Raw genomic sequence first — 26,311 nt, 5'->3', positions numbered from 1 at the left:
CTCAACTACTTTCGCGCCGTGCGAACCCGTGCCTTCCTCATTGTCCTGTGCGTCCTTGCGGTGCTCTCTTCGGCCGCCCAGCCAGCACCCAACACCACCGATGCCAAAGGCCGCAAACAGGGTGCGTGGAGCAAAGCCTGGCCCAATGGTCAGCTGCGGTATAAGGGCCATTTCATCGACGATAAGCCTACGGGCGAATTCAGGCACTATGACGAGAAGGGGCGCCTGACCACTACGCAGCTCCACGCCGGCGATGGACGAACGAGCCGCGCGGAGCACTACCACATCAACGGTGCGGTGATGGCCCGAGGCAGATACACCGGGCAGCAGAAGGACAGCACTTGGAATTACTATTCGGAGGACGCCAGCCTGCGCAAGGTCGAGCGCTTCCGCGACGGAAAGCTCCACGGCGAGCAGCTCTCCTACTACCCCAACGGACAAATGGCCGAGCGTGAGGAGCGCGTGGCCGGCGAGCTTCACGGTGCAAGCAAGAGCTGGTTCGCCAATGGCAAGCTGAAGAGCGAAGCCACCTATGTGAACGGTGAGGCTGACGGCCGCATGACCTTCTACCACCCGAATGGCAAGAAGGAGATCGAGGGCGATGCAGTGAACGGCGTTCGCGAAGGGACCTGGCACTACTTCAATGCCGATGGATCACTGCAGCTGCAAGCGCTTTATGCCAAGGGCGAGCTGGTAAGGGAGCGCAAGGAGAACGGCACCTTCATCGAGTACTTCGACGATGAGCGCCCCAAGAGCGAGCATACCTACAAGAAGGGCAAGCGCGAGGGCAGATTCACCGAGTGGCACGACAACGGGAAGTGGGTGGTGAAGTCGGCCAAGCCCGATGAATCGATGGGACTGCCGGCCGACATGGAGCGCGTGCTCGAAGGGCAGACCAAGAAGCGCGAGGGCACCTATGTGAATGACCTGCTCGAAGGCGAGGTGAAGGAGTATGATGAGAAGGGCAAGCTATTGCGGACGGTGAAGTACAAGGCAGGGGAGGAGCAGAAGTAGGGAGTGAGGCAGGGAAGGGGCGAAGTGCGGAAGGGTGGTTGATCGGATAGCACGGAAGGAATCAAGAGGGAACGAGCATGAGCAAGCACGGACGCATCCTAGTGGCCATGAGCGGCGGAGTGGACAGCTCCGTTGCCGCGCTGATGCTGCACGAGCAGGGCTATGAGGTGATCGGCGTCACCATGAAGACCTGGGACTACGCCGATGCCAGCGGCGGCAAGCGGATCACGGGCTGCTGCGACCTCGATAGCATCAACGATGCACGGAACATGGCAGTGAGCCGCGGCTTCCACCACATGATCATCGACATCCGCGAGGAATTCGGCGATGCCATCATCGGCAACTTCACGCGCGAGTACATGGCCGGCCGAACGCCGAACCCCTGCGTGCTGTGCAACACCTTCATCAAATGGGAGGCCCTGCTCAAGCGCGCGGACATGATGGACTGCGAACTGATCGCCACGGGGCACTATGCGCAATCGCTCCAGCACGCCGACGGCCGATGGGCCGTGCGCAAGGGGCTCGATGAGACCAAGGACCAGAGCTACGTGCTGTGGGGCCTCGAGCAGAAGAACCTCGCGCGCACGCGATTCCCCATCGGACACTTCCGCAAGAGCGCCATCCGCCAGATGGCCATGGACAGCGGATTCCCTGAGCTCGCGCAGAAGAGTGAGAGCTATGAGATCTGCTTCATCCCCGATAACGACTATCGCGGGTTCCTGAAGCGGAAAGAGCCCGAGGCCACGGCCAAGCTGGCGCAAGGAAAGCTGGTGAGCACCGGCGGTGAAGCCCTCGGCGAGCACGATGGCTACCCCTTCTTCACCATCGGCCAGCGCAAAGGCCTGGGCATTGCCACCGGAGAGCCGATGTACGTGACCGACATCCAGCCGGAGTCCAATACCGTGGTGCTGGGCCGGAAGAGCGACCTGGACCGGTCCAGCATGTGGGTGCGCAAGCCGAACTTCCAGCTGGTGGAGGCGTTGGTAGGAGAGATGGAGGCCATGGTGAAGATCCGCTACAAGGACAAAGGCACGCCCGGAACACTGAAAATGGATGGCGAACGCGTGCAAGTGGAATTCCACGCCCCCGTGGCAGGCATCGCACCCGGGCAGAGCGCCGTCTTCTATCTGGGCGATGATGTGCTCGGCGGCGGGTTCATCGATAGGCCTTGACCATGAAGCACACCCTCATATTCGTGGTGAGCGCGATCGCTGCGCTCAGCTCCTGCAAGAAGGAGGAGGCCATGCAGCCCGATCTGGGCTACGGTTATTTCCCGCGCTCGGTGGGCGCTTGGATCGAGTACCAAGTGGACAGCTCTTGGCGCGATGATGGCGCCGCCGTGCAGGGCTCCGTGAGCTACCGCCTGAAGGAGAAGGTGGTGGAGCAGTACACGGATCCCGCCGGGCGCACCGCATGGAGGATCCATCGATCCGTGCTCGATGCGGACAGCAATTGGGTAGTGCGCGATGTCTGGACGAGCACCGTGGACGAGAATGCGGCCGAGGTCTCTGAGGAGAATCACCGGCGCTTGAAGCTCAGCTTCCCCGTGCGCGATGGTCGCCGCTGGGACCTTAACGTGTACAACATCGAGGATGAATTGGAAGTGGCCTTCCGCGAGGTCGGACTGCCATGGAGCGGTGGTGGCCTCAGCCATGGAGCCACCGTGCTGGTGAAGAACACCGTGCCACCGAACCTGGTGGATACGGTCGTCCACGAAGAGCGCTACAGCCAGGACATCGGCTTGGTGCACAAGCGCTGGGTGGTCTCCAATTCACAATGGCACTACCCGCCGCCGCCTGCCCCGGCCCAACTGAGGATCAGGGGGAATTATCTCACGATGGTGGCTGTGGCCCACGGAACCGATTAGCATGCGCGCAACCATCACTTCCGGGCTCTTCGTCTTCGCCTTCGGCGCCGCCGCGCAAACCGGCCCCGATACCTATTGGGTGCAGTTCACCGACAAGGACGCCACGCCTTATTCCATCGGTGAGCCGCAGGATTTCCTCTCGGAGCGTTCGATCGCCCGGAGGCAAGCGCAGGGCATCGCTGTCGACGAGAGCGACCTGCCCGTTGACCCGGCGTACATCAGCGCCGTGCTCGCCATCGGTGAAGTGCAGCTGATCAATCGGAGCAAGTGGCTCAACGCAATCACCATCCGCACCTCGGATGCAGACGCGCTGGATGCCATCGGACAGCTGCCCTTCGTGAGCAATGTTAGGAGTACCCGTCGCCTTTCCCTTTCCCCGCAGCCACTGGAGAAATTCGCCCTGGAGGCGCCGCCGCCCATGGTAGCGCGCGGAGGCCAGCCCGAGGATTACGGCTGGTCTTGGGCGCAGATCAGCATGCTCAACGGACATGAGCTGCATGCCATGGACGCCAAAGGGCAGGGCATGCTCATCGGCGTGCTCGATTCCGGCTTCGAGGACACCGATTCGCTGGCCGCCTTCGCCGACCTGCGCGCGCGCGAGGGCATCGTGCTCACCCGCGACATGGTGAACCACGACGGCGATGTGTACGACGATCACTGGCACGGCCGCAGCGTGCTCTCGTGCATGACCGGAATACTCCCCGGCTACCTTCAGGGCACCGCGCCCGCCGCCGATTACGCCTTGGTGCGCACCGAGGAGGTCGCCTTCGAAATGCCTGTTGAAGAGGACAACTGGGTGGCCGGCGCTGAATTACTCGACAGCCTGGGCTGCGATGTGCTCAACACCTCGCTCGGCTATACCACCTACGACGACTCGCTGCTGAGCCACACCTATGCGGAACTCGACGGCGCCACCACGCGCATCAGCATCGCAGCGGGCATGGCCGCGCAGAAGGGCATGATCCCGGTGCAGAGCGCGGGCAACAACGGCTGGGGGGCATGGCACTACATCAGCGCGCCAGCGGATGCCATCGACATCCTCGCAGTGGGCGCGGTGGGCGAGAACGAGTTGCACGCGGGGTTCAGCGCATTCGGCCCCAGTGCCGATGGCCGCGTGAAACCCGATGTGATGGCCATGGGCGCCGGGGCCATCGGACTCCGGCTGGAGGGCGATAGCGTGGCCGCGATCAATGGCACTTCCTTCAGCTCGCCGATCCTCGCCGGGCTCGTGGCCTGCCTCTGGCAATTGCATCCGCAGCGCACTGCGCATGATCTGATGGACGCCGTGCGACGCAGCGCCCACCTCTACCTCACGCCCAACGACAGCATGGGCTACGGCATCCCCGACTTCATGCAGGCGCATGCATGGCTCACGCTTACCACGGCGGTAGCGGACACCGGAGGCGCATCGCCAATATGGGCCTATCCCGTTCCCTTCGATGACAGGGTGACCCTGACCATACCGGGCATGGCCGATGGCCTCGCGACGGTGGGCATCCTCGATGCTTCCGGCCGATCGTCCTTTCAGCGCAGCGCGATGGTCGCCAATGGAACCTTGCAGGTCGGGTCGTTGGAAGAACTGCCGCGCGGCCTTTGGTTCTTCCAGGTCAGTGTGGATGGTGCAACGCGGACGGTGCGTGCCGTGAAGTGATGGTTGATGCTGAAGCGGGCATCGGTCTTTCTGCTGATGTGCTCTTGCAGCTCTATCAGCGCGGCTGGTTCCCGATGGTTGATAATGATGGGGTGATCCACATCCATCGGCCCGTGCGTCGAGCGGTGTTAGAACTGTCCAGCTTGAAGCCCGACACCACGACCGAGCGCCACCTCCGAACTGGTCGCTTCACCATCACGTTGAATCGCTGCTTTGAAGAAGTGATGCGCCGATGCGCCGATCGCGCTGAGACCTGGATCGATGATCGCATGATTGACGCCTACACCGAGCTTCATCGACAAGGCCATGCGCATTCAGTAGAGGCCTGGCGCGAGGGCAAGCTTGTAGGCGGCATCTACGGTGTGGCCTTTGGGGCGGCCTTCTTCGGTGAGAGCCTCTTCGGCTTGAACAATGCAGGCAAGGCGTCGTTCTTCGCACTCGCGGCTGAACTCAGAGCTGCACGATTCATGCTCTTCGATACCCAGTACATCAACCCCTTCACCCGGTCATTGGGCGCCTTCGAGATCAGTGCAACGGACTTCGACCGCCGATTGAAGGATGCCCTAGCAAGCAACGCGCGATTCCCATGCGAACCCTGATCCTCCTCATCGGCCTTCTCTCAGCATGCCTCGCTCAAGCGCAGGCCTCTCTAACCATCGACATGATCCTGAGCAAGCCCGAGGCTGGCGGCAAATTGCTGGTGGCCTTGTGCCCGAGTGAAGCGGCGTACACAACCGAGAAAGGGTGCTTGACCAAAGAGGTGACCGCAAACGGGGCCAAACCGCGTGTCGTGTTCCTGAGCTTGCCTCCCGGAGATCATGCCATCAAGGTCTTCCACGATGTGAACAGCAACGGTGCGCTCGACACGAATGCGATCGGAATCCCCAACGAGCCGTATGGTTTCGGCAATGATGCGCGCGGCCGGTTCGGACCTCCCACATTCGAGGAAGCAGCGGTGACCATCGGGCATGTGCCGGTAGTGACCGCCGTGAAGCTGAAGTAGGGGAGGGCTAGCGCGTGTTGCGCAGCACCACTGGCTCCACGGCTTGGCGCTCGCTCAGGTAGCGCTGATATGTTTCGGAGTAGGCCGTGCGGTGCGCGATCACGTCCGCTCCATTGCCCAGCAGTGCGATCACGGCATCCGTGGCTTCTCGTAAACCATTTGCGCCGCCGTTGTTCGCTGTTACAAGGTCCACCTCGCCACGCGCGATGGCCTGTTCCACGAGCCACGCCGTCACCGAGCTGCCGATCATCACCCGCAGGCCGCAGCGCGCAGCCACGGGCAGGTCCAGCACGTCATCGAAGAAGAAGGCCACTTCATCGGCCTGCAGGCCATGCTTCGCAAGGAAGGCATCGAAGGCCTCGGGCTTGTTGGTGAAGCCCATGTACACGCCATGCAGCCGCTCGCGCTGGGCGAATCGCTCCGCGTAGGGGTTGTGTTGGCCGGTGATTACTGCGGCCTTTGGCAGCGAGCTGTTCCGCAACCACAGGGCGAAGCGCAGCAGGTTCACGCCCATGCTGCCCACTTCGCTGAATGGGCTTCCGCCGTCGGCATCCTTGAATCCGTCGTTGAAGACGCCATCCCAATCGAAGAGCACGGCCTTGGTGCGCGCAAGTCGGCGCAGGAGTTCGGACTCGCTATGGATGGAACGCGGCATCGTGCGATTCGATCGAGCTGCATTCAAATTGCACCCCGTTCAACCTTCAACCCTCAACCCGCAATGGCCTTCATCAGGTCCTGGATGTCGAGCATGCCGAGCTGCTTGCCGTTCTCGCTCACGCTGAGCGTATCCACCTTGTGCTCCTTGAAGGCTTTCTGGGCCTCGTCGAGCAGGGCCTCGGGGCTGATGGTGAAGGGCGCGTTGAACTTCAGCGTGCTCAGCTTCTTGGCGAGGAACTTGTTGCCCTCCTTCTCGATGCCGCGACGCAGGCCGCCATCGGTGAAGACGCCGAGGTTCTTGCCTTTGGCATCCACCACCATCACCGCGCCGAAACCGTGCTTGGTCATTTCCACGAGCGCTTCGCTCACGGTGGCGCTGTCCTTCACGATGGGGTTGCTGCGCGAGAGCACGTCCTTCACTTTCATCGTGATCAGGCGCGTGTCCACATAGAACTGCTTGGTACCGATGGCCGTGAAGTGGTTGTCGGTGAGCTGCTTCATGAGCTTCCAAGGCACGGTGATCGTGTGAACGCCGAGGTCCACCGCATTGCGCACATGCTCCACGGTGCGCACGCTGCTGAACATGATCTTGGTGTCGTAGCCGTAGTAGTTCACGGCGCGCACGCACTGCTCCACAAGGGCGAGGGCATCGTGGCCCTGATCCTGCAATCGGCCTACAAGCGGGCATACGTAAGTGGCGCCGGCTTGCATGGCCATGTACGCCTGCTGGATGGTGTACACCAGGTGCACGTTCACCATGATGCCCTTGCTGCGCAGCATCTTGCACGCGCGCAACCCCTCCAGGCTCACGGGGATCTTGAAGACAGTGGTGTCCTTCTTCAGGCCCATCTTCAACTGGCGCTCCGCCTCCTTCACCACTTCTTCGGCGGTCTCGCCCAGGGCCTCCACCTGTAGGATGGGGACCTTCTTGGCGAGGTCGAGGATCATCTTGTCGATGTTCGTGACACCGCCGCGGTGCATGAACGTCGGGGTCGTGGTGAGGCCGGTGAGGAAGCCGAGCTTGAAGGCTTCATCGATTTCTTTGATGTCGGCGCTGTCGAGGTAGAGTTCCATGGTGGTGGTTTGGCCGCAGAGGCGCAAAGGCGCGGAGAATGCGGATGGTTGGTTCGTGTAGGTTTTCTCAGCGACTCTGCGTCTCTGCGGCGAACTGACGGTGCTTCACTTCCACCGCGTGCAATTCGAGCAAGGGTTTGATGAACTCCTCGAGGTCGTAAACGCAGAGCTGGCTGGCGGCGTCGCACTTGGCGGTCGCGGGATCGGGGTGCGTCTCGATGAAGACGCCGTCAACACCGGCAGCCACGCCGGCGCGAGCGATGGTGGGCATCACATCGCGGTTGCCGCCGCGCGGGTCGGCGCTGGGGATGCCGTACTTGCGGATGCTGTGCGTGATGTCGAAGACCAGCGGGTAGCCCGTCCTGCGCATGTGGTAGAAGGCGCGTGGGTCAACCACCAGGTCGTTGTAGCCGAAGGTGTAGCCGCGCTCGGTGAGGATGATCCTGCTGTTGCCGAGGCTCTCGCACTTCTTGGCCGGGTTGATCATGTTCTCCGGCGCGAGGAACTGCGCGTGCTTCAGGTTGATGACAGCGCCGGTCTTCGCGGCCTCGGTCACCAAGGTGGTTTGCATCACCAGGTAGGCGGGGATCTGCAGCACGTCAACCACTTCGGCTGCGGGCTTGGCTTGGCTGGGGTAGTGGATGTCGGTGAGGATTGGGAAGCCGAAGTCTTTCTTGATCCGCGCGAGCACCTTCAGCCCTTCATCCAGGCCGGGACCTTGGTAGAAATCGATGCTGCTGCGGTTGTCCTTGGTGAAGCTGCTCTTGTAGATGATGGGCAGCTTCAGGCGGTCGCTCACCTCTTTGAGCTTCTCGGCGGTGCGCAGCATCACGTCCTCGGTCTCGATCACGCAAGGACCGGAGATGAGGAAGAGCTGGTCGGAGCCGCAGGAAATATTGCCGACGTTGACGATCCGGGTCATGGGCGGCAAATGTACCCGACTAGGCCCTAGGGCCCTCTACGCTCAAGTCGAAACGCTTTCGATCCAGGAGGATCCCCTCCAACCGGTCGCCAGCGTTCAGCGGCCCCACGCCGGCCGGCGTCCCTGAGAAGAGCAGGTCGCCGTCCTCGATGCGCATGTACTTCTCCGTGCAGGTGATCAGCGTTCCCAAATCAAATATCATCTGCCCGTTGTGGCCTTCCTGCACCACCGTTCCGTTCTTGACCAGGCTGAAGGTCTGGTATCGCTGCGTAAGGGCTTCATCGCCGAGGAATGGCAGCGCCACGTAGGCTGAGCCATCGAAGGCCTTTGCCTTTTCCCATGGCAGTCCCTTCTTCTTCAATTGCTCCTGCACGTCGCGCGCGGTGAGGTCGAGCCCGATGGTGACGCCATTGGCCACCGCCTTTCCGTTCACGCGAGCGAGACGGTACACCAGTTCGATCTCGTGATGGATTTCTTTGCTGAAGATGGGTAGCCGGATGGGCCCTCCTGTCGGGATCAACGCGCTCTCAGGCTTCAGGAAGATCACGGGTTCATCGGGCACGGCATTGCCGAGCTCCTTGGCGTGGTCGCTGTAATTGCGGCCGATGCAGATGATCTTCATGCGTGCGGTGCTTGGTCGTGGTCCTTTGATCGATTCGGCGCAAGACTATCTTACTTCGTGATCGAGCCTCACGATGGCCTCAGGGCTGCCCAACAGGTAGAGCACGTCGTCGGTGAGGATGCGCGTGCTGCCGGAAACGTTGGTGATGTGCCGGTCCTTGCGCCGGATGGCGAGCACGGTGATGCCGTACTTCTCGCGCAGTCCTATCTCCGCCACGGTCCGGCCCACCACCTTGCCGCGCCCCAAGGTCACAGGCAGCGTGGCGATCTCGATGCCGGGTATGGGCAAAGGGGCCGTGGCGGGCTCCTCGGCCGCTTGGCTCACGCCGCGCAGCATGCGGTAGTGTCCCCCGCGGATGCGGGCTACCAGGTCCTGGATGCGCTGCTCGGGCACCAGGTATTTGCGCAGCACGCGGTAGAAGATCTCGATGCTGGTCTCGAATTCCTCTGGGATCACTTCGTTAGCGCCTGCGTCGAGGTTCGCCTGGATCTCTCGCACGTAGCGCGTCCGAACCAGGATGTACACGGTTCCGCTGATGGCGCGCACGGAGGCTACGATCTTCTTGGTGGCCTCCGGATCGCTGATGGCCACCACCACCACGCGGGCGCGCTCCACATGCGCCTCATGCAGCACATGGTCGTTGGTGGCGTCGCCATGAAGCACGGGCAGGCCTACGAGCTGGGCCTTGCGAGCCAAGTCGGGGTCCTCTTCCACCACGGCGCAGCGGATTCCGCTCTCCATGGCGGCTGTGGCCACGTTCTGCCCGTTGAGGCCGAAGCCGATGATCACCACGTGGTCCTTGAGCACCGTGGCCATGCGCCTTTCCTGCTCGCGCTTCACGCGCATGAGGCTGTCGAGGCGGTTGCTCACGCGCGCCGGCACGAATTGCAGGAAGACCTTGCGTACGATGCGCTCGCTGCGATCGAGCATGAAGGGCGTGATGGCCATTCCCAGGATGGCTACGGCGAGGAAGAGCTGGTAGTGCTCCTGGCTGAGCAGGCCGAGCTTCAAGCCGGGAATAGCGAGCACGAAGCCGAATTCGCCGAGCTGGAAGAGGCCGAGGGCACTGTGGAGCGCGGTGCGCAGGGGGTAGCGCATCACCCATACGGCCAGCGCGGCCACGATCACCTTGAGCGCGGTGGCTCCGGCGAAGAGGCCCAGGATCAACAAGGGGGCATCGAAGAAGAGCCGCAGATCGACCAGCATGCCGATGGAGACGAAGAAGAAGCTCAGGAAGAGCTCATGGAAGGGCTGCACGATGCCGGTGGCATGGTAGGCGTGCTCGGTCTCGCTGATCACCAATCCGGCGAAGAAGGCACCCAGTGCGAGCGATAGTCCCATGGCCTGCGTAGTGAATGCGGCCGCGAAGCAGATCACCACGATGGTGATGATGAAGAGCTCCTTGCCCCGGCCCTTGATGGCCGCCCGGAGCAGCTTGGGCACGAAGTACCGGCCGCCAACGAAGACCAGCACCAGGAGCAGGGCCATCTTGCCGAGCAGCACCAACATGTCGCCAGCGATGTCTTGGCTCTGCCCGGCCAGCAGCGGTGTCACCAGCATCATGGGCACCACGATGATGTCCTGGAAGATCAGGATGGCGGTGGCCACGCGCCCCGGCGCGCTGTCCATGCGGCCCTTCTCCTGCAGCACCCGCAGCACGATCGCGGTGCTGCTCAAACTGGCCAGGAAACCGATGAATACTGCGCTCTCCGGACGCACGCCAAAGGCGTGCAGCACCGCGCCCGCGCCGGCGATCGTGAGGCCGACCTGGAGCCCACCGCCACCGAACACCGTTTTACCCAAGCTCGCGAGCTTCTTCAGGCTGAACTCCATGCCGATCACGAAGAGGAGGAATACCACGCCGATCTCGGCCAGTGCCTCAACCTCCTTCACCTCCTTCACCCAGCCCCAGCCATGAGGGCCGGCGATCATGCCCGTGAGAATGAAGGCCAGGATGCCCGGCAATCTGAATCGGCGGAAAAGCAGCAGGATCCCCGCGGCCAGCGCGAGGATCACAACAAGTTCACCGAACAGGGGGAAGTGCATGCGGAGGTTGAAGGTCGTGAAGTTGAGGGTTGTAGGTTGACAGCCGTACGAAACAAGCGCACAAGATCCGAATCGACCTCCTGCCTGCCGTAGATAGGCGAGCATGCCTCGGCATCAACCCACAGCCTGCCTCTGCATCAATCAGCAACCGCCAACCTGCCACCCCGCGCTGCTTCTTGAACACGAGCCAAACCGCTGCCATGAGCAATGCGGCGGCGAGCGCGTGATTCCAGCGCAGGGCCTCGTGCTTGAAACGATGAGCGTGAACACAGCGAAAGCAACGCGCGTGATTGCTTCCTGCAGCACTTTCAGTTGGACCAAGTTGATGGGCCCACCAAGCAGATTGCTGCCGGTGCGGTTGGCTGGCACCTGCAACATGTATTCGAATACCGCGATGCCCCAACTGATGCCGACGATGGCGAAGAGCCCGAGGTCCTGTCCCAATCCTAGTCCTTGAAGCCCAGGTGCCCGTACCAGGCCAGGGTCATGTAGGGGTTGCGGAGGATCACCAGGCCGATGGTCCTAAGGGCTTTCATCCGCGCGGTGCGAGGCTCTGCTCCCAGCCGCGATCAGCGCGAAGCCCTGCGCATTCACGCTCAACGCGCGCTTGTAAATGGCAGTGCTCTTAGAGAGCCTCGATCACCATGGCACTGGCACCGCCGCCGCCGTTGCAGATGCCGGCACCGCCGAAGCGGGCTTTGTTCTGCTTCAGCACGTTGATCAGCGTAACGATGATGCGCGCACCGCTGCACCCCAGAGGGTGGCCCAGGCTCACGGCTCCGCCATTCACGTTCACCTTGGCGGGGTCGAGGCCCATGAGCCGGGTGTTGGCGATGCCCACCACGCTGAAGGCCTCATTCAGTTCAACGAATTGGAGGTCGCTCATTTTCAGACCGGCCTTTTCCACAGCACGGGGGAGGGCCTTCGCTGGCGTGGTGGTGAACCATTCAGGTGCCTGCTCCGCATCCGCATAGCTTAGGATCCGGGCAAGGGGCTTCAAACCAAGGGCCTTCGCTTTCTCCGCGGTCATGAGCACCAGTGCAGCGGCGCCGTCGTTGATGGTGCTGGCGTTCGCCGCGGTCACGGTGCCGTCTTTCTGGAACACCGGCTTAAGCGCGGGAACCTTGTCGAAGTTGACGTTCTTGTACTCTTCGTCCTCGGCCACTTGCACATCGCCTTTGCGCGTGGCAACGGTCACAGGCACCACTTCATCGGCGAAACGGCCTGCGGACCATGCGGCTGCGCTGCGTTTGTAGCTCTCGATGGCGAATGCGTCCTGTTCTTCGCGGGTGATCCTGTGCTCCTTGGCGCAGAGCTCGGCGCTCACGCCCATGGCGGTCTGGTGGTAAACGTCGGTGAGGCCGTCCCTGCCGATGCCGTCAATGAGCACTCCATTGCCGAATCGGTAGCCGTAGCGCGCCTTCTCGACATAATAGGGTGTCTGGCTCATGCTCTCCATGCCGCCGGCCACCACCACATCGGCATCGCCGAGAAGGATATCCTGCGCGGCCATCATGATTGCCTTCATGCCGCTTGCGCAGACCTTGTTCACCGTGGTGCATGCCACTTCATCCGGGAGGCCGGCGAACTTGGCGGCTTGCCTGGCCGGCGCCTGGCCCAGGTTGGCCTGCAGCACACTGCCCATGATCACCTCCTGCACTTCTTCGGCCTTGACCCCTGCCTTGGCAATCGCACCTTGTATCGCGGCCGCGCCCAGCTTGGTGGCGGGCACTTCGGAAAGACTGCCGCCGAAGCTGCCGATGGGGGTGCGCACTGCGGAAACGATGACGACTTCAAGTGCCATGTTGGTTCGGGTTTGATGGAAGGGCGGCAAAAGTAGCCGCTCGATCCCGCGATCGGTAGCGAACGGACGGTCCGTCTATATTTGCGCTCCCTTAACGGGGGCGTTCTTTGCAAGGATCATTCGGAGAGGTGGGTGAGTGGCTTAAACCAGTAGTTTGCTAAACTGCCGTACGGGTTAAACTGTACCGGGGGTTCGAATCCCCCCCTCTCCGCAAAGGCCCGTCAGCCGGGCCTTTTTCGTTCGGGGCGTAGCGTAGCCCGGTATCGCGCCTGCTTTGGGAGCAGGAGGTCGTCAGTTCGAATCTGGCCGCCCCGACAATGGAAAGGGTCAACCTCGGTTGGCCCTTTTTCGTGGCCACCTTTGCCGACCAAGGTCCCGTAGCTCAGCTGGATAGAGCACCTGCCTTCTAAGCAGGCGGCCGTTGGTTCGAATCCAACCGGGATCGCAGGGTGTTCTTCCCCATCGGCGGCTGGTCTGGGGGCGCATGGAGTCGCGCCGAGCTGCGCCTGAGAAAGCTCCCTTCGCTTCTGCAATGCGCCTTTCCTGAGGTTATCAACATCGATTGGGGGGGGCGCGTGCGGCAATCAACCGCATTCTCACCGGGTTGATGCGGGGTGCTCCGGCTCTATCGGGCACCAAGTGCCGCTGGTCGAATTGTGGATGGGCTGTTGATAGGGGAAGCCTAGAGCGGCGCGGGCTGGGGCCAATTTCGCGGCGCCCGGAACGGAACCACCGAGGCCCTGGAACAATGCGTCAACTGCTCTCGCTGTACCTCGCGCTTTGCGGCGCCTTCGCTCAAGCCGCTACCTACTATCTCTCGCCCACCGGCAACGATGCCAATAACGGTACGAGCAGTTCCACGCCTTGGCGCACCATCAACCGGGCCAACCAGCTCAGCAGCAGCTTTCAGCCCGGTGATCGCATCCTCTTCCAGCGCGGCGGGGAGTATCGCGGCAGGCTCAACATCCAGAACAGCGGCAACGCCAACGCCTACATCGAGGTGGGAGCGTATGGCAGCGGTGCCCAGCCGATCATCAGCGGGAGCGTAGCCATCACTGGTTGGACGCTCCACAGCGGGAACATCTGGAAGGCGCCCTTCACCCAAGCCACCAAGCAGGTCTTCGTGAACGGCGCCATTCAGCAGATCGCGCGCTTCCCCAACACCGGATGGCTGCGCGTGGACCAAGGCACGAGCACCAGCCTCACCGATAGTGAACTCAACCAATCGAACGGCTACTGGACCGGCGCAACGGCGGTGATCCGTACCACGAATTGGAGCTACGATACGGCCTTCGTCTCGGCCTTCAGCAACAGCACGCTCACGCACAGCTCCACGGGCAATAACCTGGGCACCTGGCAATGGGGCTATTACCTGCGCAACAAGCTGGCCTTGCTCGACGCACCGGGCGAGTGGTTCCTCGACCGCGCGGCCGGCATGCTCTACCTGTGGTGCCCCAGCAATGCCAATCCGAACAACGTGCTCGTGGAGGCCTCCGTGACCGACTATGGTGTGTACGTGGGCTGGCAGCGCCACCACATCAAGGTGAACGAGATCCATTTCCGGCACCAGACCTCGGCCAGCCTCCGGCTCTCGGGCAGCTACGACCTGCAGGCCTACAACTGCACCTTCAGTGATACCTGGCAGGCGATCTACAGCACGGGCAGCAATCAGCACTTCCACCACCTCGACATCCAGCGCACTTACGGAAGCGCTGTGGTCCTGCTCGACAACAACTCCGTGATCGAGCACTGCAACCTGCTGGACATCGCACTGGTGATCGGCCTGGGCGAGCAGAACATGGGCTACATCGCCATCCGCACCAACGGCACGGGCATGGTCGTGCGCGACAATCATGTGGAGAATGTCGGCTATTGCGGCATCGCCGTGAGCGCCAATGCCATCGTGGAGCGCAATGCGGTAATCAACAGCATGGCCATCCTGAATGATGGCGCGGGCATCACCTTCGATAGCACCGACGGAGCGATCATCCGGGACAATGTGGTGCGCGACCTGCAAGGCACCGTGGAGAGCAGCGCAATCGGGTGGGTGAACAGCATCCCGATCTGCCACGGGATCTACTTCGGGAACGTGTTCAACAAGAATGTGCTCGTGAAGGGAAACACCGTGATGAACTGCCGCGGCGCGGGGCTGCACGTGGATCATACCATGTTGGCCACCGGGAACCGCATCGAGGACAATGTGCTCTTCAACAACGAGATCCAGCTCTTCCTCTCGGACTACAGCAATTACAACGGCCCGGGCGCCACCGCGCCATTCCATGTGCCATCCTTCAACACCGTGTACAGCGGCAACGTGATGTATTGCCTGACCAAGGACCAGTTGTGCATGCGGCAGTACCATGTGTACAGTGCCAACCCGGTTGACTTCGGAACCTTCAGCGGCAACCGCTACTTCAATCCGTACAACGACCGCAGCATCTACGTGCGCAACTCGGTCACCGGCGCGCACACCTATTACACCCTCGAGCGCTGGCAGGCCGTCACGAACGATGATCAGGGCAGCACGCGCAGCCCCTTGTACCTGCCCAGCATGGAGCTTCAGCAGGTGCTCGCAACGCTGGCCGTACCCAATAGCACCTTCGCGAGCAACGTCACCGGCTGGACCGGCTGGCCCAGTCAGGGGGCGATCACGCACAACACCACGCGGCTTGACAACGGTTGCTTGAAGACCAGCTTCTCGAGCAATGCCACCTATGACACGCACAACCTGAACCACAGCGCCACCGTGGGCATCCAGCAGGGATCCTGGTACCGCATGCGCTTCAGCATGGTGGGCGATGTGATGGGCGAGCTCACCGTTGGATTCAAGGCGAACAGCCAGCTGAATGAGCCGTGGCGGGTGGGGGAGCGGGTCTATCCTTTTGATGCCAACCGCCGCGATGTGGAGCATTACTTCCAGAGCGATCGCACGGACCAGGGCGTCTGCATGTTCACCAGCCATTACGCGGCAGGCATCTATTACCTCGATAATGTCGCGCTCGAACGCGTGAATGCCTCGCCTGTGGATCCTTATCAGACCAGCATGATCCTCTTGAATGAAGCGGCCACAGCGCAGTCCATGGCTGTGCCCGCTGGTTGCTGGAAGGACACGGATGGGAACATAGTCTCAGGATCGGTCGTGATCCAGCCATACAGATCGCGCGTGATCTACCGCTACAGCACCAGCGGCACCTGCGCGCAGCAAACGGATTGCGCAGGCGTTCCGGGCGGTGCCGCAGTGCCCGGCACAGCATGCAATGACAACAATGCCTGCACGATCAACGACACTTGGAATGCCAGCTGCCAATGCGTGGGCACCCCATCAACCCCCACGGCGAGCATCACGGCAGGCGGGGCCACCAGCTTCTGCTCGGGTGGCAGCGTGGTACTCACCGCATCCACCGGAACAGGCTACAGCTATCAGTGGAGGAACAACGGCAGCAACATTAGCGGGGCCACGAGCAGCAGCTACTCCGCGACGGCGAGCGGCGCCTATTCCGTGGTGATCTCGAGCGGAGGATGCAGCGCGACCAGCAACGCCGTCACAGTCACGGTGAGCGCAGCGCCTTCGGCCACCATCAGCGCCGGGGGCAGCACCACCTTCTGCAGCGGCGGAAGCGTGGCGTTGAATGCGAGCACGGGCACTGGCCTCACCCATCAATGGCGGCGCAACGGCACGAGCATCAGTGGCGCAACGGCCAGCAGCTACACGGCCACCTTGGCGGGTTCGTACACCGTGGTGGTGAGCAACGGAGGCTGTAGCACCACCAGTTCGGCCATCAGCGTAACGGTGAATGCTGCTCCAGGAGCAAGCATCACTGCAGGAGGCGCTACCAGCTTCTGCACGGGCGGCAATGTGGCGCTCAGTGCATCCACGGGAACGGGCTACGCCTACCAGTGGCGCAACAACGGCAGCAACATCAGCGGCGCCACGGGTAGCAGCTACACGGCGTCAATAAGCGGCAGTTACACCGTGTTGATCACCAGTGGCGGCTGCAGCACCACCAGCAATGCCATCGCGGTCACGGTGAGCGCAGCGCCTTCGGCCACCATCACCGCCGGGGGCAGCACCACCTTCTGCAGCGGCGGAGGCGTGCCACTGAATGCGAATACTGGCACGGGCCTCACCCATCAATGGCGGCGCAACGGCACGAGCATGAGCGGCGCAACGGCCAGCAGCTACACGGCCACCTTGGCGGGTTCATACACCGTGGTGGTGAGCAACGGAGGCTGCAGCACCACCAGTTCGGCCATCAATGTCACGGTGAATACCGCCCCGAGCGTGAGCATCACCGCAGGTGGTCCAACGAGCTTCTGCACCGGTGGCAGCGTAGTGCTGAGCGCCACCTCGAGCTTGTCCTACAACTACCAGTGGCGGCGCAACGGCACGAACCTGAGCGGTGCGACCTCGAGCAACTACACCGCCTCCACCAGCGGCAGCTATTCCGTTGTGGTCACGCAGGGTGGCTGCAGCACCACCAGCGCCACGGTTTCTGTCACTGCGAGTGCGGCGCCTTCGGCCACCATCAGCGCAGGCGGGATAACCAGTTTCTGCGCCGGTGGCAGCGTGATGCTCACGGCGAATTCGGGTACGGGCCTCACGTATCAATGGCGAAGGGACGGTGCGATGATCAGCGGCGCCACCTCGGTGAGCTACTCGGCCACCCAGTCCGGCGCCTACACCGTGATGGTCGCCAGCGGCGGTTGCAGCGCCACATCTCCGGCAACCACGGTGACCGTGAAGGCAGCGCCAGTGGTGAGCTGTTCATCGAGTGCCAGCACGAGCACGGTGAGCGTTACGGCCACAGGCGGCCAATCGCCATACATCTATTCTTGGAATACCAGCCCTGTGCAGAACACGGCCACCGCTGCAGTGAGCGCTTCCGGCACCTATACCTGCACCGTGACCGGCAGCAATGGTTGCTCGGCTTCCTGTTCCACCACCATCACGCTGGCCGCGGCGAGCTGCGTCGGGATTCGCACCGAGACGCAGTCGACATGGGGGTCCACCAGCACCACTTCGGCTCAAGTGGCCTACCTGCACGGCAACTTCGCCGCGGCATTCCCAGCGCCCAATTACCTCACCATCGGGTGCGGTCAGCGGCAGGTCCGCTTCACCTCTTCACAGGCCGTGGCCGCTGCGCTGCCGCTCTACGGCGACTTCGCCCTGTTGCCCACGGGCACCACGATGAATCCGGGTGGGGCATTGAATAACGCGCTCCTCGGCAACCTCACTGCGCTGAAGCTGAATGTCCGCTTCGACGAGGTGAATGCCTCTTTCAGCTCATCGACGGTGATGCTCAAGGACATGGTCGTGGCCCAAGGCACCTTCGCCGGTTGGACCGTGCAGCAGATCGTGAATCTGGCGGACCAGACCCTGGGCGGCTGCGTGAGCACCTACACCTTCAACACGGTGAACACCATTGTGCGGAACATCAACTCCGGATATCAAGGGGGTACCATGAACAGCGGATTACTCACCTGCCCGGGCATGTCGGCATTCGCCGCGGAGAATGGGGAGGGCCATGGTTCGCTGACGGATGAGCTGCGGGCGGTTGCATTCCCGAACCCGACGTTGGGCGCAACGACCATCAGCATCACCGGCTTGGAAGCGGCTGCCCCACTAGAGGTGCGGGTTTTCGACCTGAGCGGCGCCATGGTGCGGAACCTCTATCTCGGCGAAGCGCCCGAGACGGGTGCGCTGCTGCTCCCGTGGGATGCAAGCGGACGTGCCGCCGGACTGTACTTCTATGAAGCCGTGAACGGCGATCGCGCGGTGCGCGGAAAGCTGATCGTCGAATAATTCAGATCCGCTCGAGCGAGGCGCAGCGCAGCCAACCGGTGCTGCCGTTGGGCAATTGCACGGAGCACCATCCATCGGCGTTGGGACCGGCCTGCAACTTGGCGCCTCGGTGCAGCACGAAGAGCGGCTTGGCTCCGTCGCGCGGCTCAGCGAGCGCTTCGGCCTTGGCCACCATGATGATTGCCTCCTGGTCCGATAGAAGCTCACGGTGGCTGATCCACGCCACCACCAGGCTGGTGAGCAGCGCCAGAGTGAAGAGCGCGCTGAGCGAATGTGCGAGCTGCCGTTTCCAGCCCTTGAGCATGGTGGCGGTTCCGAGCGCGATGAAAAGGAGAAGGCACGCGAAGAGCGAGTAGCGGGCCCACGCGTCCGGATCGTTGCCGCGCAGCAGTTGCCAGCTCACTCCCAGGCCCGCAGGGCGATCGGCCTCAATGCGGTCGCGGATCTGCTCGTCGGCCAGATCGAGGTTGGCCCGCAGGTCGTCATCGTTAGGCGCGAGGCGCAGCCCGCGCTCATACCAGAGGATCGCGTGCGCGACATTCCCGAGCTTGTAATGCGAATTGCCGAGCGCCAGGCAGAGCGATGCGGACCGGTGGTCGGCGGCGAGGCTGTCGAACGCGTTGAGCGCCTCGTGGTATTGGCCTTCCGCATAGGCCCGCTGCCCGATAGCGGCGAGCGAATCCGCGCTGGTGCCAGCAGTAGCAGCCGCATGCACGGCAACTGCAAGGGAGCAGGCGAGGAGCGTTGAGCGGATCATGCGTTCATGGCGCGTTCGATGCGCTGGATGAGTTGATTGGCTTCATCGTAGAGCGCCTGCTGCGGCGTTTCCTCCACCGGTGAGAAGCGGGCGCGGTCGCAGGTGCCGATCAGCCGCATCGCATCGTCCCCCATCCGCTCTGCATCGGCATGCGGGTGCAGGCGTTCGGCGATCCTCGCGGCGGTGATCTCCGCAAGGCCGAGCCCCAGCTTGTCACTGAGGTATCCGTGCAGGGCCTTGGAGAGCGCGCTGTGGAAAGCAGCCCGGTTGCCGGTCCGAAGCGCCTCCTCGGCCTCGCGCAATCGCTTTCGCGCCAGCCTGTCCGCGGCGCGGCGGCGCGTGCCGGCGGCGTCGGCCAGCTCACGCGTTCGCTTACGGCGCCAAAGCAGCAGGAGCGCGTAGGCCAATGGCGGGGCGCTCATGCCGGCGGTCCACGGCCAGGAACCGAGAAGGTAGCGGTCCTTGGCGCGCAGCTGCATGTTGCCGGCGCGGATGTAACGGATATCGCTGTCGAGCGTGGCCACTTCAGAGCGCTGCACGCGGTTGGGCGTTGCGCCGGGCTGCAGGCCGTCGCCAAGGGCCACGGTGATCGTGAGCGGCTGGCTGCGCAGCGTCTCGTACGCGCCGGTCTTCGGATCGAAGCAGCTGAGCGTGACCGAGCCAAGGTCGAAGGTACCGTCGTGCCGGGGGATCACGGTGTACTGGAAGCCGCGCGATCCACTCATGCCGCCGGTGCCCACGGAGATCCGGTCGGTGACGCGCGGCTCGTACACCTCGAAGTCCGACGGGAACAGCAGCTTGGGCGCTTCGATGAGCTTGAGGTTGGCCCGGCCGCTGAGGCGCAGCTCCACTTCGATGGCGTCGTCCACGCTCACGGTGTTCCGATCGGCGTTCACTGTGAGTTCGAGGTCACCCACGGCACCGGTGTAATCAGCCGGCGCTCCGTCCGGCAGCGGGAGCGCGGTGAACTCCACCGCGTTGCTCTTCACCTCGATGGTGCGTCCGGGATGGAAGAAGCTCCGGCCCACGATGCAGGTAATGCCCATTGGGTCGATCCGCAAGGTGCCCGCGCGCTGCGGGATCAGCAATTGCTGCTTCACGGTGATCACCCGGTAGCCCAGCCCGTTCACCACACGCTCCTCCCAGCGCGCGTTCTGCGTGTCGATCTCCTCGCTCCAGAATCCGTTCAGCTTCGGCGGGTCCATGCTCGGTGCCTCGAGTCCGGAGTAACGGTTGTAGATCTGGTAGGTGGCCACCACCTGCTCGCCCACGTAGGACTTGCTCTTGCTCAGGCTCAAGGCGATGAAGAGGTTCGGGTCCCGATGCTGCCCCTGCGCCACGGCAGGCTCCTGCGGCGCGGCGCTGCCTTTGGCCACCGTAATGGTGATCGGCTCCGTCTGGAGCAGGCGACCGCCCGCCTTCGCCTTGGCGGCGCCGATGGTGTAATTGCCGGGGCGCGTGGCCGTGAGCACCCAGCTGCGGCTCACCGTGCTGCTGCTGCGACCGTTGATGAAGTTGAAGCTGCTGCTCTCGAAGGGCCCCTGCACGATCACCAGGCCGCCGAGGTCGGGCGCCTCAAAGCGCTCTTGCGCATTGCTCAGGGTGAGCGTGAGCTTCACATGCTCGCCTGCCGCGATCTGCGTGCGATCCACTTGTGCCGTGAAGCTCGTTTCCTGCGCTACGGTGGCCAAGGTGGCCAAACCCGCTGCGAGCATGAGGATGATCGATCGCATCGCCTTCATCTCACCAATCTTTTTCAGGCCTTGGCCTGCGCGAAGAAAGCCGTTGCGATCGCGCGCGCTCCTGAACATCCTGCTCCTCGCGGTTCAATTCATCGAGCAGGCGCTCCGCGTCGCGTTTGTCCATCCCGCCGCTCTTTCGCTCTTCTTCCTGCTCTTGGGCCCGCTCTTGTGACTGCCTCTGCTCTTGCTTTTCCTGTTGCTCTTGCTGTTGTTCTTGCTGCTGCTGTTGTTCTTGCTGCTGCTGTTGCTCTTGCTCTTGCTGCTGATCATCCTTGAGCAAGGCTTCAGCGAGCTTCAGGAGCTTCGGGTCGCCCGGATGTGCGCGCAGGCCGCGGTCGAGCTCGCGCATGGCGCTGCCCTTGTCCTCTTTCACGTACTGCTTCGAGGCTCTGTTGAAGAAACCTTCGGCGTCCTTCGTTGCGGCGGAATCTGATTGGGCCGTTGCGCTCTGGGCACGACCCTGCATGGCGCTGAGCGCGAACGCTGCGGTGGCGATTACGATGCGTCCGTTCATGATGCTTGTGCGGCGCTGGTGACCGTCTCGAGCTTCTTCATGTACTCTTCCTTCTGTTTCAGGCTGGGGTCCTCGCGCAAGCCTTGCTGCAGGAGCTCCAGCGCCTTGTTGAACCGGTACTGCTCCACGAGCGAATCGGCCTGCTGCATGATCAACTGTGCGCGGGCGCTGAGCTCCTTGCCTGCGTCCTTGTCCTTGTTGCGCTCGTCCCGGGCCTCGCGCGCGCGCATGCGCGCATCATAGGCGCGCTGGGCTAGCACCAGGTTCAGGCGCGCATCATCATCTTCGGGCGTCACGCGCAGCGCGGCCTTGTTCCAGCGTATGGAAGCGGCGAACGAGGAATCGATGGAGCCTTCGAGGCGCACGAGTTCGCGGCGCAGGCTGTCGCGGAGCACGAAGGTGCTCACATCCTGCGCGATGTCATGCCCTTCTATCCGAAGGCCGCCGAGTTCGCGCGTAAGGCGCACGATGGTGGTGTCAGCGTCCCGGGCATCGGCCAGGTGCGCCGCGCCGAGATTAAAGGGCACATGGGCGCGGTGATCGAAGGCGCTGTCGAGGTGCTGCGCGGCGCGGAATCGTTCGATGGCATGGCTCCACCGGCCATCGCGGAAGGCACTGTTGCCGCTGTTGAAGAGGGCGCGTGCGTCGAAGGGCGCCATGCTGAAGAGACTGTCGGCCTCCGCGAATCGATCGGCATCGTAGGCATCCGTGCCGGTGCGGAGCGCATGCTCGGCCAGGCGCTCCCCGGGCGAGGCGCATCCCGTGAGCGCGATGATGAAGAGGGCGGCGAAGCGTCTCATGATGCGGTGGTGCGCCAGAAAGCACGCGGGTTGCGCCGCTCGCCTAGCAGCAGGAATCCGGAGATGCAGGCGATTGCAGCGCCCAAGGGCCACTGGAACTGATCGTCATAGGCGGTGTAGCGCATGGTGCCCACTTCGGCTTGCTCCATCTGCTTGAGTTGGGCGACCAGGTCAACGATGCCCATGTTGCTGTTGGAGGCGAGCACGAAGGAGCCGTTACCCGCCGCTGCGATGCGCCGGAGCAGGGCCTCATTCAGCCGGGTGACCACAGTGCTGCCGTTGCGGTCCTTGCGGTAGCCGAGGTGCTGGCCGCCCTTCTTCACCGGGATGGGCGCCCCTCCAGGAGTGCCGATGCCCACGGCATGCACCACGATGCCGGCAGCGGCGGCTTCCTGCGCCGCCGCCACGGCATCTGGCTCGTGGTCCTCGCCATCGCTGATCACGATGATGGCCTTGCCCGCCGGGCTCTCTTCCTTGAAGGCATGCTGTGCCAGGGCGATGGCCGCTCCGATGGCGGTGCCCTGCGTAGGCACTGAATGCGTGCCGATGGTGCGGATGAAGAGCTTGGCTGCGCTGCGGTCCGTGGTGAGCGGCAATTGCACGTAGGCATCGCCGGCGAAGACCACCAGGCCGATGCGATCGCCCTGCAGACGGTCAATGAGCTGGAGCATGGCGCGCCGGGTGGCCATCATGCGGCTAGGGCGAAGGTCCTCGCATTCCATGCTGTTGCTCACGTCAACGCACAGCACCAGGTCGATGCCCTTGCCTTTCACGGTCTCTGGCCGTGATCCGAGCTGCGGGGTGAGCAGCGCGGCTCCCGCGAGGCCGATGCCGGTGCGTAGCAGCAGGTATCGGCCCAGGTTCCGCGTGGCGCTCACGCCCGGCATCATCCTCCCGAGGGTACCGGCTTGCGCGAAGCGGCGCAGGGAGCGGTCGCGCCAGGCGCTGTTGAGCACGAAGACGAAAAGCGCTGCCGGCCCTGCGATCATCACGGGCCAGAATTCCGGATGGCCCAGGTGGAATGAGGGCACCCAGTTGCTGATGAACCACCAGGTGCCGATGGCGGCAGCCGTGAGGATGATCTCAAGGCCGATCGCGGCCCAGCTGGCCACGCCCCAGTGGTATGTGGTGCGGGCGCTCATGCGATGCCGCGCAACAGGCTGCGGTCAATCAGGAATCCGGTGAAGATCAGGCCTGCGCCGAGGAGGGCGAAGGGATGGAACTCCTCTTTGCGGCTGGTGAACTGCTCCACTTCGATGCGGGTGCGCTCCAGCTGGTCGATCTCATCGTAGATCGCGCGCAGGCGCTTCTCGTCGGTGGCGCGGAAGTACTTGCCGCCGGTGAGCCTTGCGATTTCGGTCATGGTGGCCTCATCGATTTCCACGTCCACGTACTCGAAGCGGTAACGCCCATCGGGATAGCGCGCCACAGGGGAGAGTGCCTTGCCGCGCGTGCCTACGCCAATGGTGTAAACGCGTACGCCCAGCGCCTCGGCGATGTGGGCCGCGTCGATGGGCTGCACGGATCCGGTGTTGTTCACGCCGTCGGTGAGCAACACCACTACCTTGCTCTTGGCCTCGCTCTCACGCAAGCGGTTCACTGCGGTGGCGAGGCCCATGCCCACGGCGGTTCCGCCGGCGATCAATCCGCTGCGCGCCTCGGCCAGCGATTGCTTCAGCGTGGCGTGATCGGTGGTGAGAGGGCACTGCGTGAAGGCCTCTCCTTCATAGACCACGAGCCCCAGCCGGTCGTTCGGCCGTGCATCTATGAAGCGAGCGCCGGTGCGCTTGGCGGCATCGAGGCGGTCGGGTTTCAGGTCCTTGGCGAGCATGCTGCCCGAGATGTCCATGGCGATCACGATATCGATGCCCTCCTGATGGACATCCTCACGGGTATCGTGGCTCTGTGGCCGCGCGAGGGCGATGACCAGCATCCCAACTCCTGCGAGGCTCATGGCCATCGGCATCGGCTTCAGCCAGGCCTTGAGGCTCGTGCGCCCGCCCAGATGCGTGCTGAGCGTGCTCAAGCGCGTGAGCACCGATCGTCGGCGCTCACGCCAGGCTTGAAGCGCGGCAGCGAGAGGGAGCACGGCGCAAAGCCCAAGCAGCTCGCGGTGAGCGAACGAGAAACGGGTGCCTGCGAACCAGGCGCCGCCAGCCACGATCACGAAGGCCGCACCGCACCAGATCCAGTAGGTGATATCGGCTTCAGGCTTACGCATGGGTGCTGGGGGACTCGGCGGTCGCGAGGATGAATCGGCGAGCGGAGGCCATGAGCTGTTCGTTCTCTTGGGGCCCCGGCAACGCCTTGGCGAATTTCACCAGGTCTGCGGCGCGCAGCATGTTGCCGAGCACCGTCTGCTGATCGGTGCTCAGGGGGCTCACGCGCAACTCGTGCATCAATTCGTCGGTGGTGCGCTCTAATGCGGGCACCTGGTAGCGCTCTTCGATGTAGCCGCGCAGCAGGTCGGTGAGGCGCGACTGATAGGCTTTGTGCTGTCCCCGCTGCCAGAGGCGCTCCTGATCCAAGGCGTCGAGCTCGGCGAGCATGCGTTCATGCAAGGGCACGGGTGCCGCTTCAGCCTCCTCCGGCGCTTTCGGTTTTCTGAGCCGCCGCAACAGCAGCATGATCGCCGCCACCAGAGCGGCGAGCACCGTCGCACCCGCGATCCATTGCCAATGCCGCCGCGCCCACCAGATCGGGCTGAACGGGAGCCTTACGATGGGCTTGATGTCCGCAGGCACCGCGCTTTCATCCACCGCGAACCCGTCAACGCGCAGCAGCAGCGGCTCGGTCTCTGCGGCTCGTCCGCCTGCCTTGAGCTCGAAGGGCGGAACTGCCCAATAGCCCGTGTCGAAGGAGGTGATGGTGATGCGGCGAACGACCCTGACCGCTGCAGGACTCCCCATTCCATCAAGCTCAACGGTGTCGGGCTCGGTGATCCCGATGACCTCGATATGGCCGGTGAGCGTATCGCCGATGGCCGGCCATTGCAGGGCGGGGCCGTCGGCTTTCGCGCTCAGGCTGATCACCGCGTGTTCGCCGATGCGGATCCTGAGAGGATCAAGTGCGGCGTGCACGGTTGCGGCCTCCTGCGCCATCATCAGCGCAGGCGCCATCATCGCTGCTATGGCCAAGGCACGGCTCATCGTCCACCCTCGCGCTGCTTCAGCAATTGCATCAACGGCTTCACATAGCCCGTGTCGGTGCCGATCACGGCATGGTCCACCCCGCTGCGGCGCAGGATCTCACGGGTGCGCTGCGCGTGCTTGAGGCCGGCAGCGCGATACGCGCTGCGCACTCGGCGGCTGCTGGTGTCCACCCATTGTTGCTCGCCGGTCTCGGGATCGGCCATGCGCACCAGGCCGATGTCCGGCAGCTCGCCTTCGCGCGGATCGGCCGTGCGAAGCACCACCAGGTCGTGGCGGCGGTTGGCGATCTTGATCGCATCCTCATAGCCGCTGGCCAGCAGGTCGCTCACCAGGAAGGCGATGCTGCGCTTCTTGATCACGCTGTTGAGGTATCGCAAGGCGCCGGCGATGTCGGTTCCGCTGCCCTTGGGCGTGAACTCGATGAGCTCACGGATGAGGCGCAGGATGTGCAGGCGGCCCTTCTTCGGCGGGATGAACTTCTCCACGCTGTCGGTGAAGAGCAGCAGGCCCACCTTGTCGTTGTTCTTGATGGCGCTGAAGGCAATGGTGGCGCAGGCCTCGGTCACGAGCTCGCGCTTAAGCTGGTGCGTGCTGCCGAAATCGCCGGATCCGCTGAGGTCGGCCACGAGCATCACGGTGAGCTCGCGCTCTTCCTCAAAGACCTTCACGAAGGGATGCCCGAAGCGCGCGGTCACGTTCCAGTCGATGGTGCGGACCTCGTCGCCGGGGCTGTATTCGCGCACTTCGCTGAAGGTCATGCCCCGCCCCTTGAACGCGCTGTGGTACTCGCCGCTGAAGATGTGCTCGCTGAGCCCGCGGGTCTTGAGCTCCACGAGCCGCACCTTCTTCAGGAGTTCCTTGGTATGCTGGACGGTGTTCATGC

At 63.3% G+C, this 26,311-nt stretch carries 21 protein-coding genes, 3 tRNA genes and 1 pseudogene; 10 read left to right on the top strand and 15 right to left on the bottom strand.

Annotated elements, in window-relative coordinates:
* Window positions 1-18: 18 nt before the first annotated feature.
* The 6 genes from IPM12_14590 (at window position 19) to IPM12_14565 (ending at window position 5,535) form a co-directional block, all read left to right on the top strand.
* Complete coding sequence (locus IPM12_14590) at window positions 19-1,014, top strand: toxin-antitoxin system YwqK family antitoxin (protein MBK9149031.1); 996 nt, start codon at window positions 19-21, stop codon at window positions 1,012-1,014.
* Between the two features lie 77 nt (window positions 1,015-1,091).
* Entirely contained in the window at window positions 1,092-2,186 is a 1,095-nt protein-coding gene (mnmA, locus tag IPM12_14585) for a tRNA 2-thiouridine(34) synthase MnmA (GenBank protein MBK9149030.1), read from the top strand.
* 2 nt (window positions 2,187-2,188) lie between these two features.
* Complete coding sequence (locus IPM12_14580; GenBank protein MBK9149029.1) at window positions 2,189-2,881, top strand: hypothetical protein; 693 nt, start codon at window positions 2,189-2,191, stop codon at window positions 2,879-2,881.
* Window position 2,882: 1 nt separating this feature from the next.
* A complete protein-coding gene (locus IPM12_14575) occupies window positions 2,883-4,532 on the top strand; it encodes a S8 family serine peptidase (GenBank protein MBK9149028.1) in 1,650 nt (549 codons plus the stop codon).
* On the top strand, window positions 4,532-5,131 hold the full coding sequence (locus IPM12_14570) for a leucyl/phenylalanyl-tRNA--protein transferase (GenBank protein MBK9149027.1): 600 nt from the start codon (window positions 4,532-4,534) through the stop codon (window positions 5,129-5,131). The genes IPM12_14575 and IPM12_14570 overlap by 1 nt, the downstream gene beginning before the upstream one ends.
* Complete coding sequence (locus IPM12_14565) at window positions 5,119-5,535, top strand: DUF2141 domain-containing protein (protein MBK9149026.1); 417 nt, start codon at window positions 5,119-5,121, stop codon at window positions 5,533-5,535. Before IPM12_14570 ends, IPM12_14565 begins: the two co-directional genes overlap by 13 nt.
* Window positions 5,536-5,542: 7 nt before the next feature.
* On the opposite strand, the gene IPM12_14560 is transcribed toward IPM12_14565, so the two are convergent.
* The 7 genes and pseudogenes from IPM12_14560 to IPM12_14530 form a co-directional block, all read right to left on the bottom strand.
* Window positions 5,543-6,190, bottom strand: a complete 648-nt coding sequence (locus tag IPM12_14560; GenBank protein ID MBK9149025.1) for a phosphatase — start codon at window positions 6,188-6,190, stop codon at window positions 5,543-5,545.
* A 53-nt stretch (window positions 6,191-6,243) separates the two neighbouring features.
* The gene (locus tag IPM12_14555) at window positions 6,244-7,266 is read right to left on the bottom strand and encodes a CBS domain-containing protein (GenBank protein MBK9149024.1); all 1,023 of its coding nucleotides are present in this window, start codon (window positions 7,264-7,266) and stop codon (window positions 6,244-6,246) included.
* Window positions 7,267-7,333: 67 nt separating this feature from the next.
* The gene (kdsA, locus tag IPM12_14550) at window positions 7,334-8,188 is read right to left on the bottom strand and encodes a 3-deoxy-8-phosphooctulonate synthase (protein ID MBK9149023.1); all 855 of its coding nucleotides are present in this window, start codon (window positions 8,186-8,188) and stop codon (window positions 7,334-7,336) included.
* Window positions 8,189-8,207: 19 nt separating this feature from the next.
* Entirely contained in the window at window positions 8,208-8,810 is a 603-nt protein-coding gene (locus IPM12_14545; protein ID MBK9149022.1) for a fumarylacetoacetate hydrolase family protein, read from the bottom strand.
* 45 nt (window positions 8,811-8,855) lie between these two features.
* A complete protein-coding gene (locus tag IPM12_14540) occupies window positions 8,856-10,856 on the bottom strand; it encodes a cation:proton antiporter (protein MBK9149021.1) in 2,001 nt (666 codons plus the stop codon).
* Window positions 10,834-11,392 (bottom strand): annotated as a pseudogene (locus IPM12_14535) (DMT family protein). Before IPM12_14535 ends, IPM12_14540 begins: the two are co-directional and overlap by 23 nt.
* Before the next feature lie 89 nt (window positions 11,393-11,481).
* Window positions 11,482-12,660, bottom strand: coding sequence for an acetyl-CoA C-acyltransferase (locus IPM12_14530; GenBank protein ID MBK9149020.1), 1,179 nt, complete (start codon window positions 12,658-12,660; stop codon window positions 11,482-11,484).
* A gap of 122 nt (window positions 12,661-12,782) precedes the next feature.
* Here IPM12_14530 and IPM12_14525 point away from each other — a divergent pair.
* From IPM12_14525 to IPM12_14510, 4 genes are all read left to right on the top strand, one after another.
* Window positions 12,783-12,871 (top strand) — tRNA-Ser (locus IPM12_14525).
* A 30-nt stretch (window positions 12,872-12,901) separates the two neighbouring features.
* A tRNA-Pro gene (locus IPM12_14520) sits at window positions 12,902-12,975 on the top strand.
* Between the two features lie 56 nt (window positions 12,976-13,031).
* Window positions 13,032-13,105, top strand: a tRNA-Arg gene (locus tag IPM12_14515).
* Between the two features lie 303 nt (window positions 13,106-13,408).
* A complete protein-coding gene (locus tag IPM12_14510; protein ID MBK9149019.1) occupies window positions 13,409-18,463 on the top strand; it encodes a T9SS type A sorting domain-containing protein in 5,055 nt (1,684 codons plus the stop codon).
* Window position 18,464: 1 nt separating this feature from the next.
* Here the strand turns inward: IPM12_14510 and IPM12_14505 are convergent, their stop codons facing one another.
* The 8 genes from IPM12_14505 to IPM12_14470 all read right to left on the bottom strand — a co-directional run bounded on the left by IPM12_14505 (window position 18,465) and on the right by IPM12_14470 (window position 26,309).
* Window positions 18,465-19,220 (bottom strand): tetratricopeptide repeat protein, encoded by a 756-nt coding sequence (locus IPM12_14505; protein MBK9149018.1) that lies wholly within the window; start codon window positions 19,218-19,220, stop codon window positions 18,465-18,467.
* Window positions 19,217-20,962 carry a protein BatD gene (locus IPM12_14500; protein MBK9149017.1) on the bottom strand — a complete coding sequence of 582 codons (1,746 nt, stop codon included), beginning with the start codon at window positions 20,960-20,962 and terminating at the stop codon, window positions 19,217-19,219. Before IPM12_14500 ends, IPM12_14505 begins: the two co-directional genes overlap by 4 nt.
* Window position 20,963: 1 nt before the next feature.
* Complete coding sequence (locus IPM12_14495; protein ID MBK9149016.1) at window positions 20,964-21,335, bottom strand: hypothetical protein; 372 nt, start codon at window positions 21,333-21,335, stop codon at window positions 20,964-20,966.
* 137 nt (window positions 21,336-21,472) lie between these two features.
* Window positions 21,473-22,276, bottom strand: a complete 804-nt coding sequence (locus IPM12_14490; protein ID MBK9149015.1) for a hypothetical protein — start codon at window positions 22,274-22,276, stop codon at window positions 21,473-21,475.
* Complete coding sequence (locus IPM12_14485) at window positions 22,273-23,418, bottom strand: VWA domain-containing protein (protein ID MBK9149014.1); 1,146 nt, start codon at window positions 23,416-23,418, stop codon at window positions 22,273-22,275. Before IPM12_14485 ends, IPM12_14490 begins: the two co-directional genes overlap by 4 nt.
* Window positions 23,415-24,242 (bottom strand): VWA domain-containing protein, encoded by an 828-nt coding sequence (locus IPM12_14480; protein ID MBK9149013.1) that lies wholly within the window; start codon window positions 24,240-24,242, stop codon window positions 23,415-23,417. Before IPM12_14480 ends, IPM12_14485 begins: the two co-directional genes overlap by 4 nt.
* 247 nt (window positions 24,243-24,489) lie before the next feature.
* Window positions 24,490-25,425, bottom strand: coding sequence for a hypothetical protein (locus IPM12_14475; protein ID MBK9149012.1), 936 nt, complete (start codon window positions 25,423-25,425; stop codon window positions 24,490-24,492).
* Complete coding sequence (locus IPM12_14470) at window positions 25,422-26,309, bottom strand: DUF58 domain-containing protein (GenBank protein ID MBK9149011.1); 888 nt, start codon at window positions 26,307-26,309, stop codon at window positions 25,422-25,424. The genes IPM12_14475 and IPM12_14470 overlap by 4 nt, the downstream gene beginning before the upstream one ends.
* Window positions 26,310-26,311 lie beyond the last annotated feature (2 nt).

This window comes from Flavobacteriales bacterium (assembly GCA_016716605.1).
Taxonomy (GTDB): Bacteria; Bacteroidota; Bacteroidia; order Flavobacteriales_F; family PHOS-HE28; genus PHOS-HE28.
The sequence above is the reverse complement of the archived record's forward strand: the minus strand, read 5'-3'. Positions and strand labels throughout refer to the sequence as shown.

What these genes read in the sequence shown, in the direction of transcription:
- mnmA (MBK9149030.1), top strand. Translation starts at nt 1,092, where the DNA reads ATGAGCAAGCACGGACGCATCCTAGTGGCCATGAGCGGCGGAGTGGAC.
- IPM12_14580 (MBK9149029.1), top strand. Translation starts at nt 2,189, where the DNA reads ATGAAGCACACCCTCATATTCGTGGTGAGCGCGATCGCTGCGCTCAGC.
- IPM12_14575 (MBK9149028.1), top strand. Translation starts at nt 2,883, where the DNA reads ATGCGCGCAACCATCACTTCCGGGCTCTTCGTCTTCGCCTTCGGCGCC.
- IPM12_14570 (MBK9149027.1), top strand. Translation starts at nt 4,532, where the DNA reads ATGGTTGATGCTGAAGCGGGCATCGGTCTTTCTGCTGATGTGCTCTTG.
- IPM12_14565 (MBK9149026.1), top strand. Translation starts at nt 5,119, where the DNA reads ATGCGAACCCTGATCCTCCTCATCGGCCTTCTCTCAGCATGCCTCGCT.
- IPM12_14560 (MBK9149025.1), bottom strand. Translation starts at nt 6,190, where the DNA reads ATGCCGCGTTCCATCCATAGCGAGTCCGAACTCCTGCGCCGACTTGCG.
- IPM12_14555 (MBK9149024.1), bottom strand. Translation starts at nt 7,266, where the DNA reads ATGGAACTCTACCTCGACAGCGCCGACATCAAAGAAATCGATGAAGCC.
- kdsA (MBK9149023.1), bottom strand. Translation starts at nt 8,188, where the DNA reads ATGACCCGGATCGTCAACGTCGGCAATATTTCCTGCGGCTCCGACCAG.
- IPM12_14545 (MBK9149022.1), bottom strand. Translation starts at nt 8,810, where the DNA reads ATGAAGATCATCTGCATCGGCCGCAATTACAGCGACCACGCCAAGGAG.
- IPM12_14540 (MBK9149021.1), bottom strand. Translation starts at nt 10,856, where the DNA reads ATGCACTTCCCCCTGTTCGGTGAACTTGTTGTGATCCTCGCGCTGGCC.
- IPM12_14530 (MBK9149020.1), bottom strand. Translation starts at nt 12,660, where the DNA reads ATGGCACTTGAAGTCGTCATCGTTTCCGCAGTGCGCACCCCCATCGGC.
- IPM12_14510 (MBK9149019.1), top strand. Translation starts at nt 13,409, where the DNA reads ATGCGTCAACTGCTCTCGCTGTACCTCGCGCTTTGCGGCGCCTTCGCT.
- IPM12_14505 (MBK9149018.1), bottom strand. Translation starts at nt 19,220, where the DNA reads ATGATCCGCTCAACGCTCCTCGCCTGCTCCCTTGCAGTTGCCGTGCAT.
- IPM12_14500 (MBK9149017.1), bottom strand. Translation starts at nt 20,962, where the DNA reads ATGAAGGCGATGCGATCGATCATCCTCATGCTCGCAGCGGGTTTGGCC.
- IPM12_14490 (MBK9149015.1), bottom strand. Translation starts at nt 22,276, where the DNA reads ATGAGACGCTTCGCCGCCCTCTTCATCATCGCGCTCACGGGATGCGCC.
- IPM12_14485 (MBK9149014.1), bottom strand. Translation starts at nt 23,418, where the DNA reads ATGAGCGCCCGCACCACATACCACTGGGGCGTGGCCAGCTGGGCCGCG.
- IPM12_14480 (MBK9149013.1), bottom strand. Translation starts at nt 24,242, where the DNA reads ATGCCGATGGCCATGAGCCTCGCAGGAGTTGGGATGCTGGTCATCGCC.
- IPM12_14475 (MBK9149012.1), bottom strand. Translation starts at nt 25,425, where the DNA reads ATGAGCCGTGCCTTGGCCATAGCAGCGATGATGGCGCCTGCGCTGATG.
- IPM12_14470 (MBK9149011.1), bottom strand. Translation starts at nt 26,309, where the DNA reads ATGAACACCGTCCAGCATACCAAGGAACTCCTGAAGAAGGTGCGGCTC.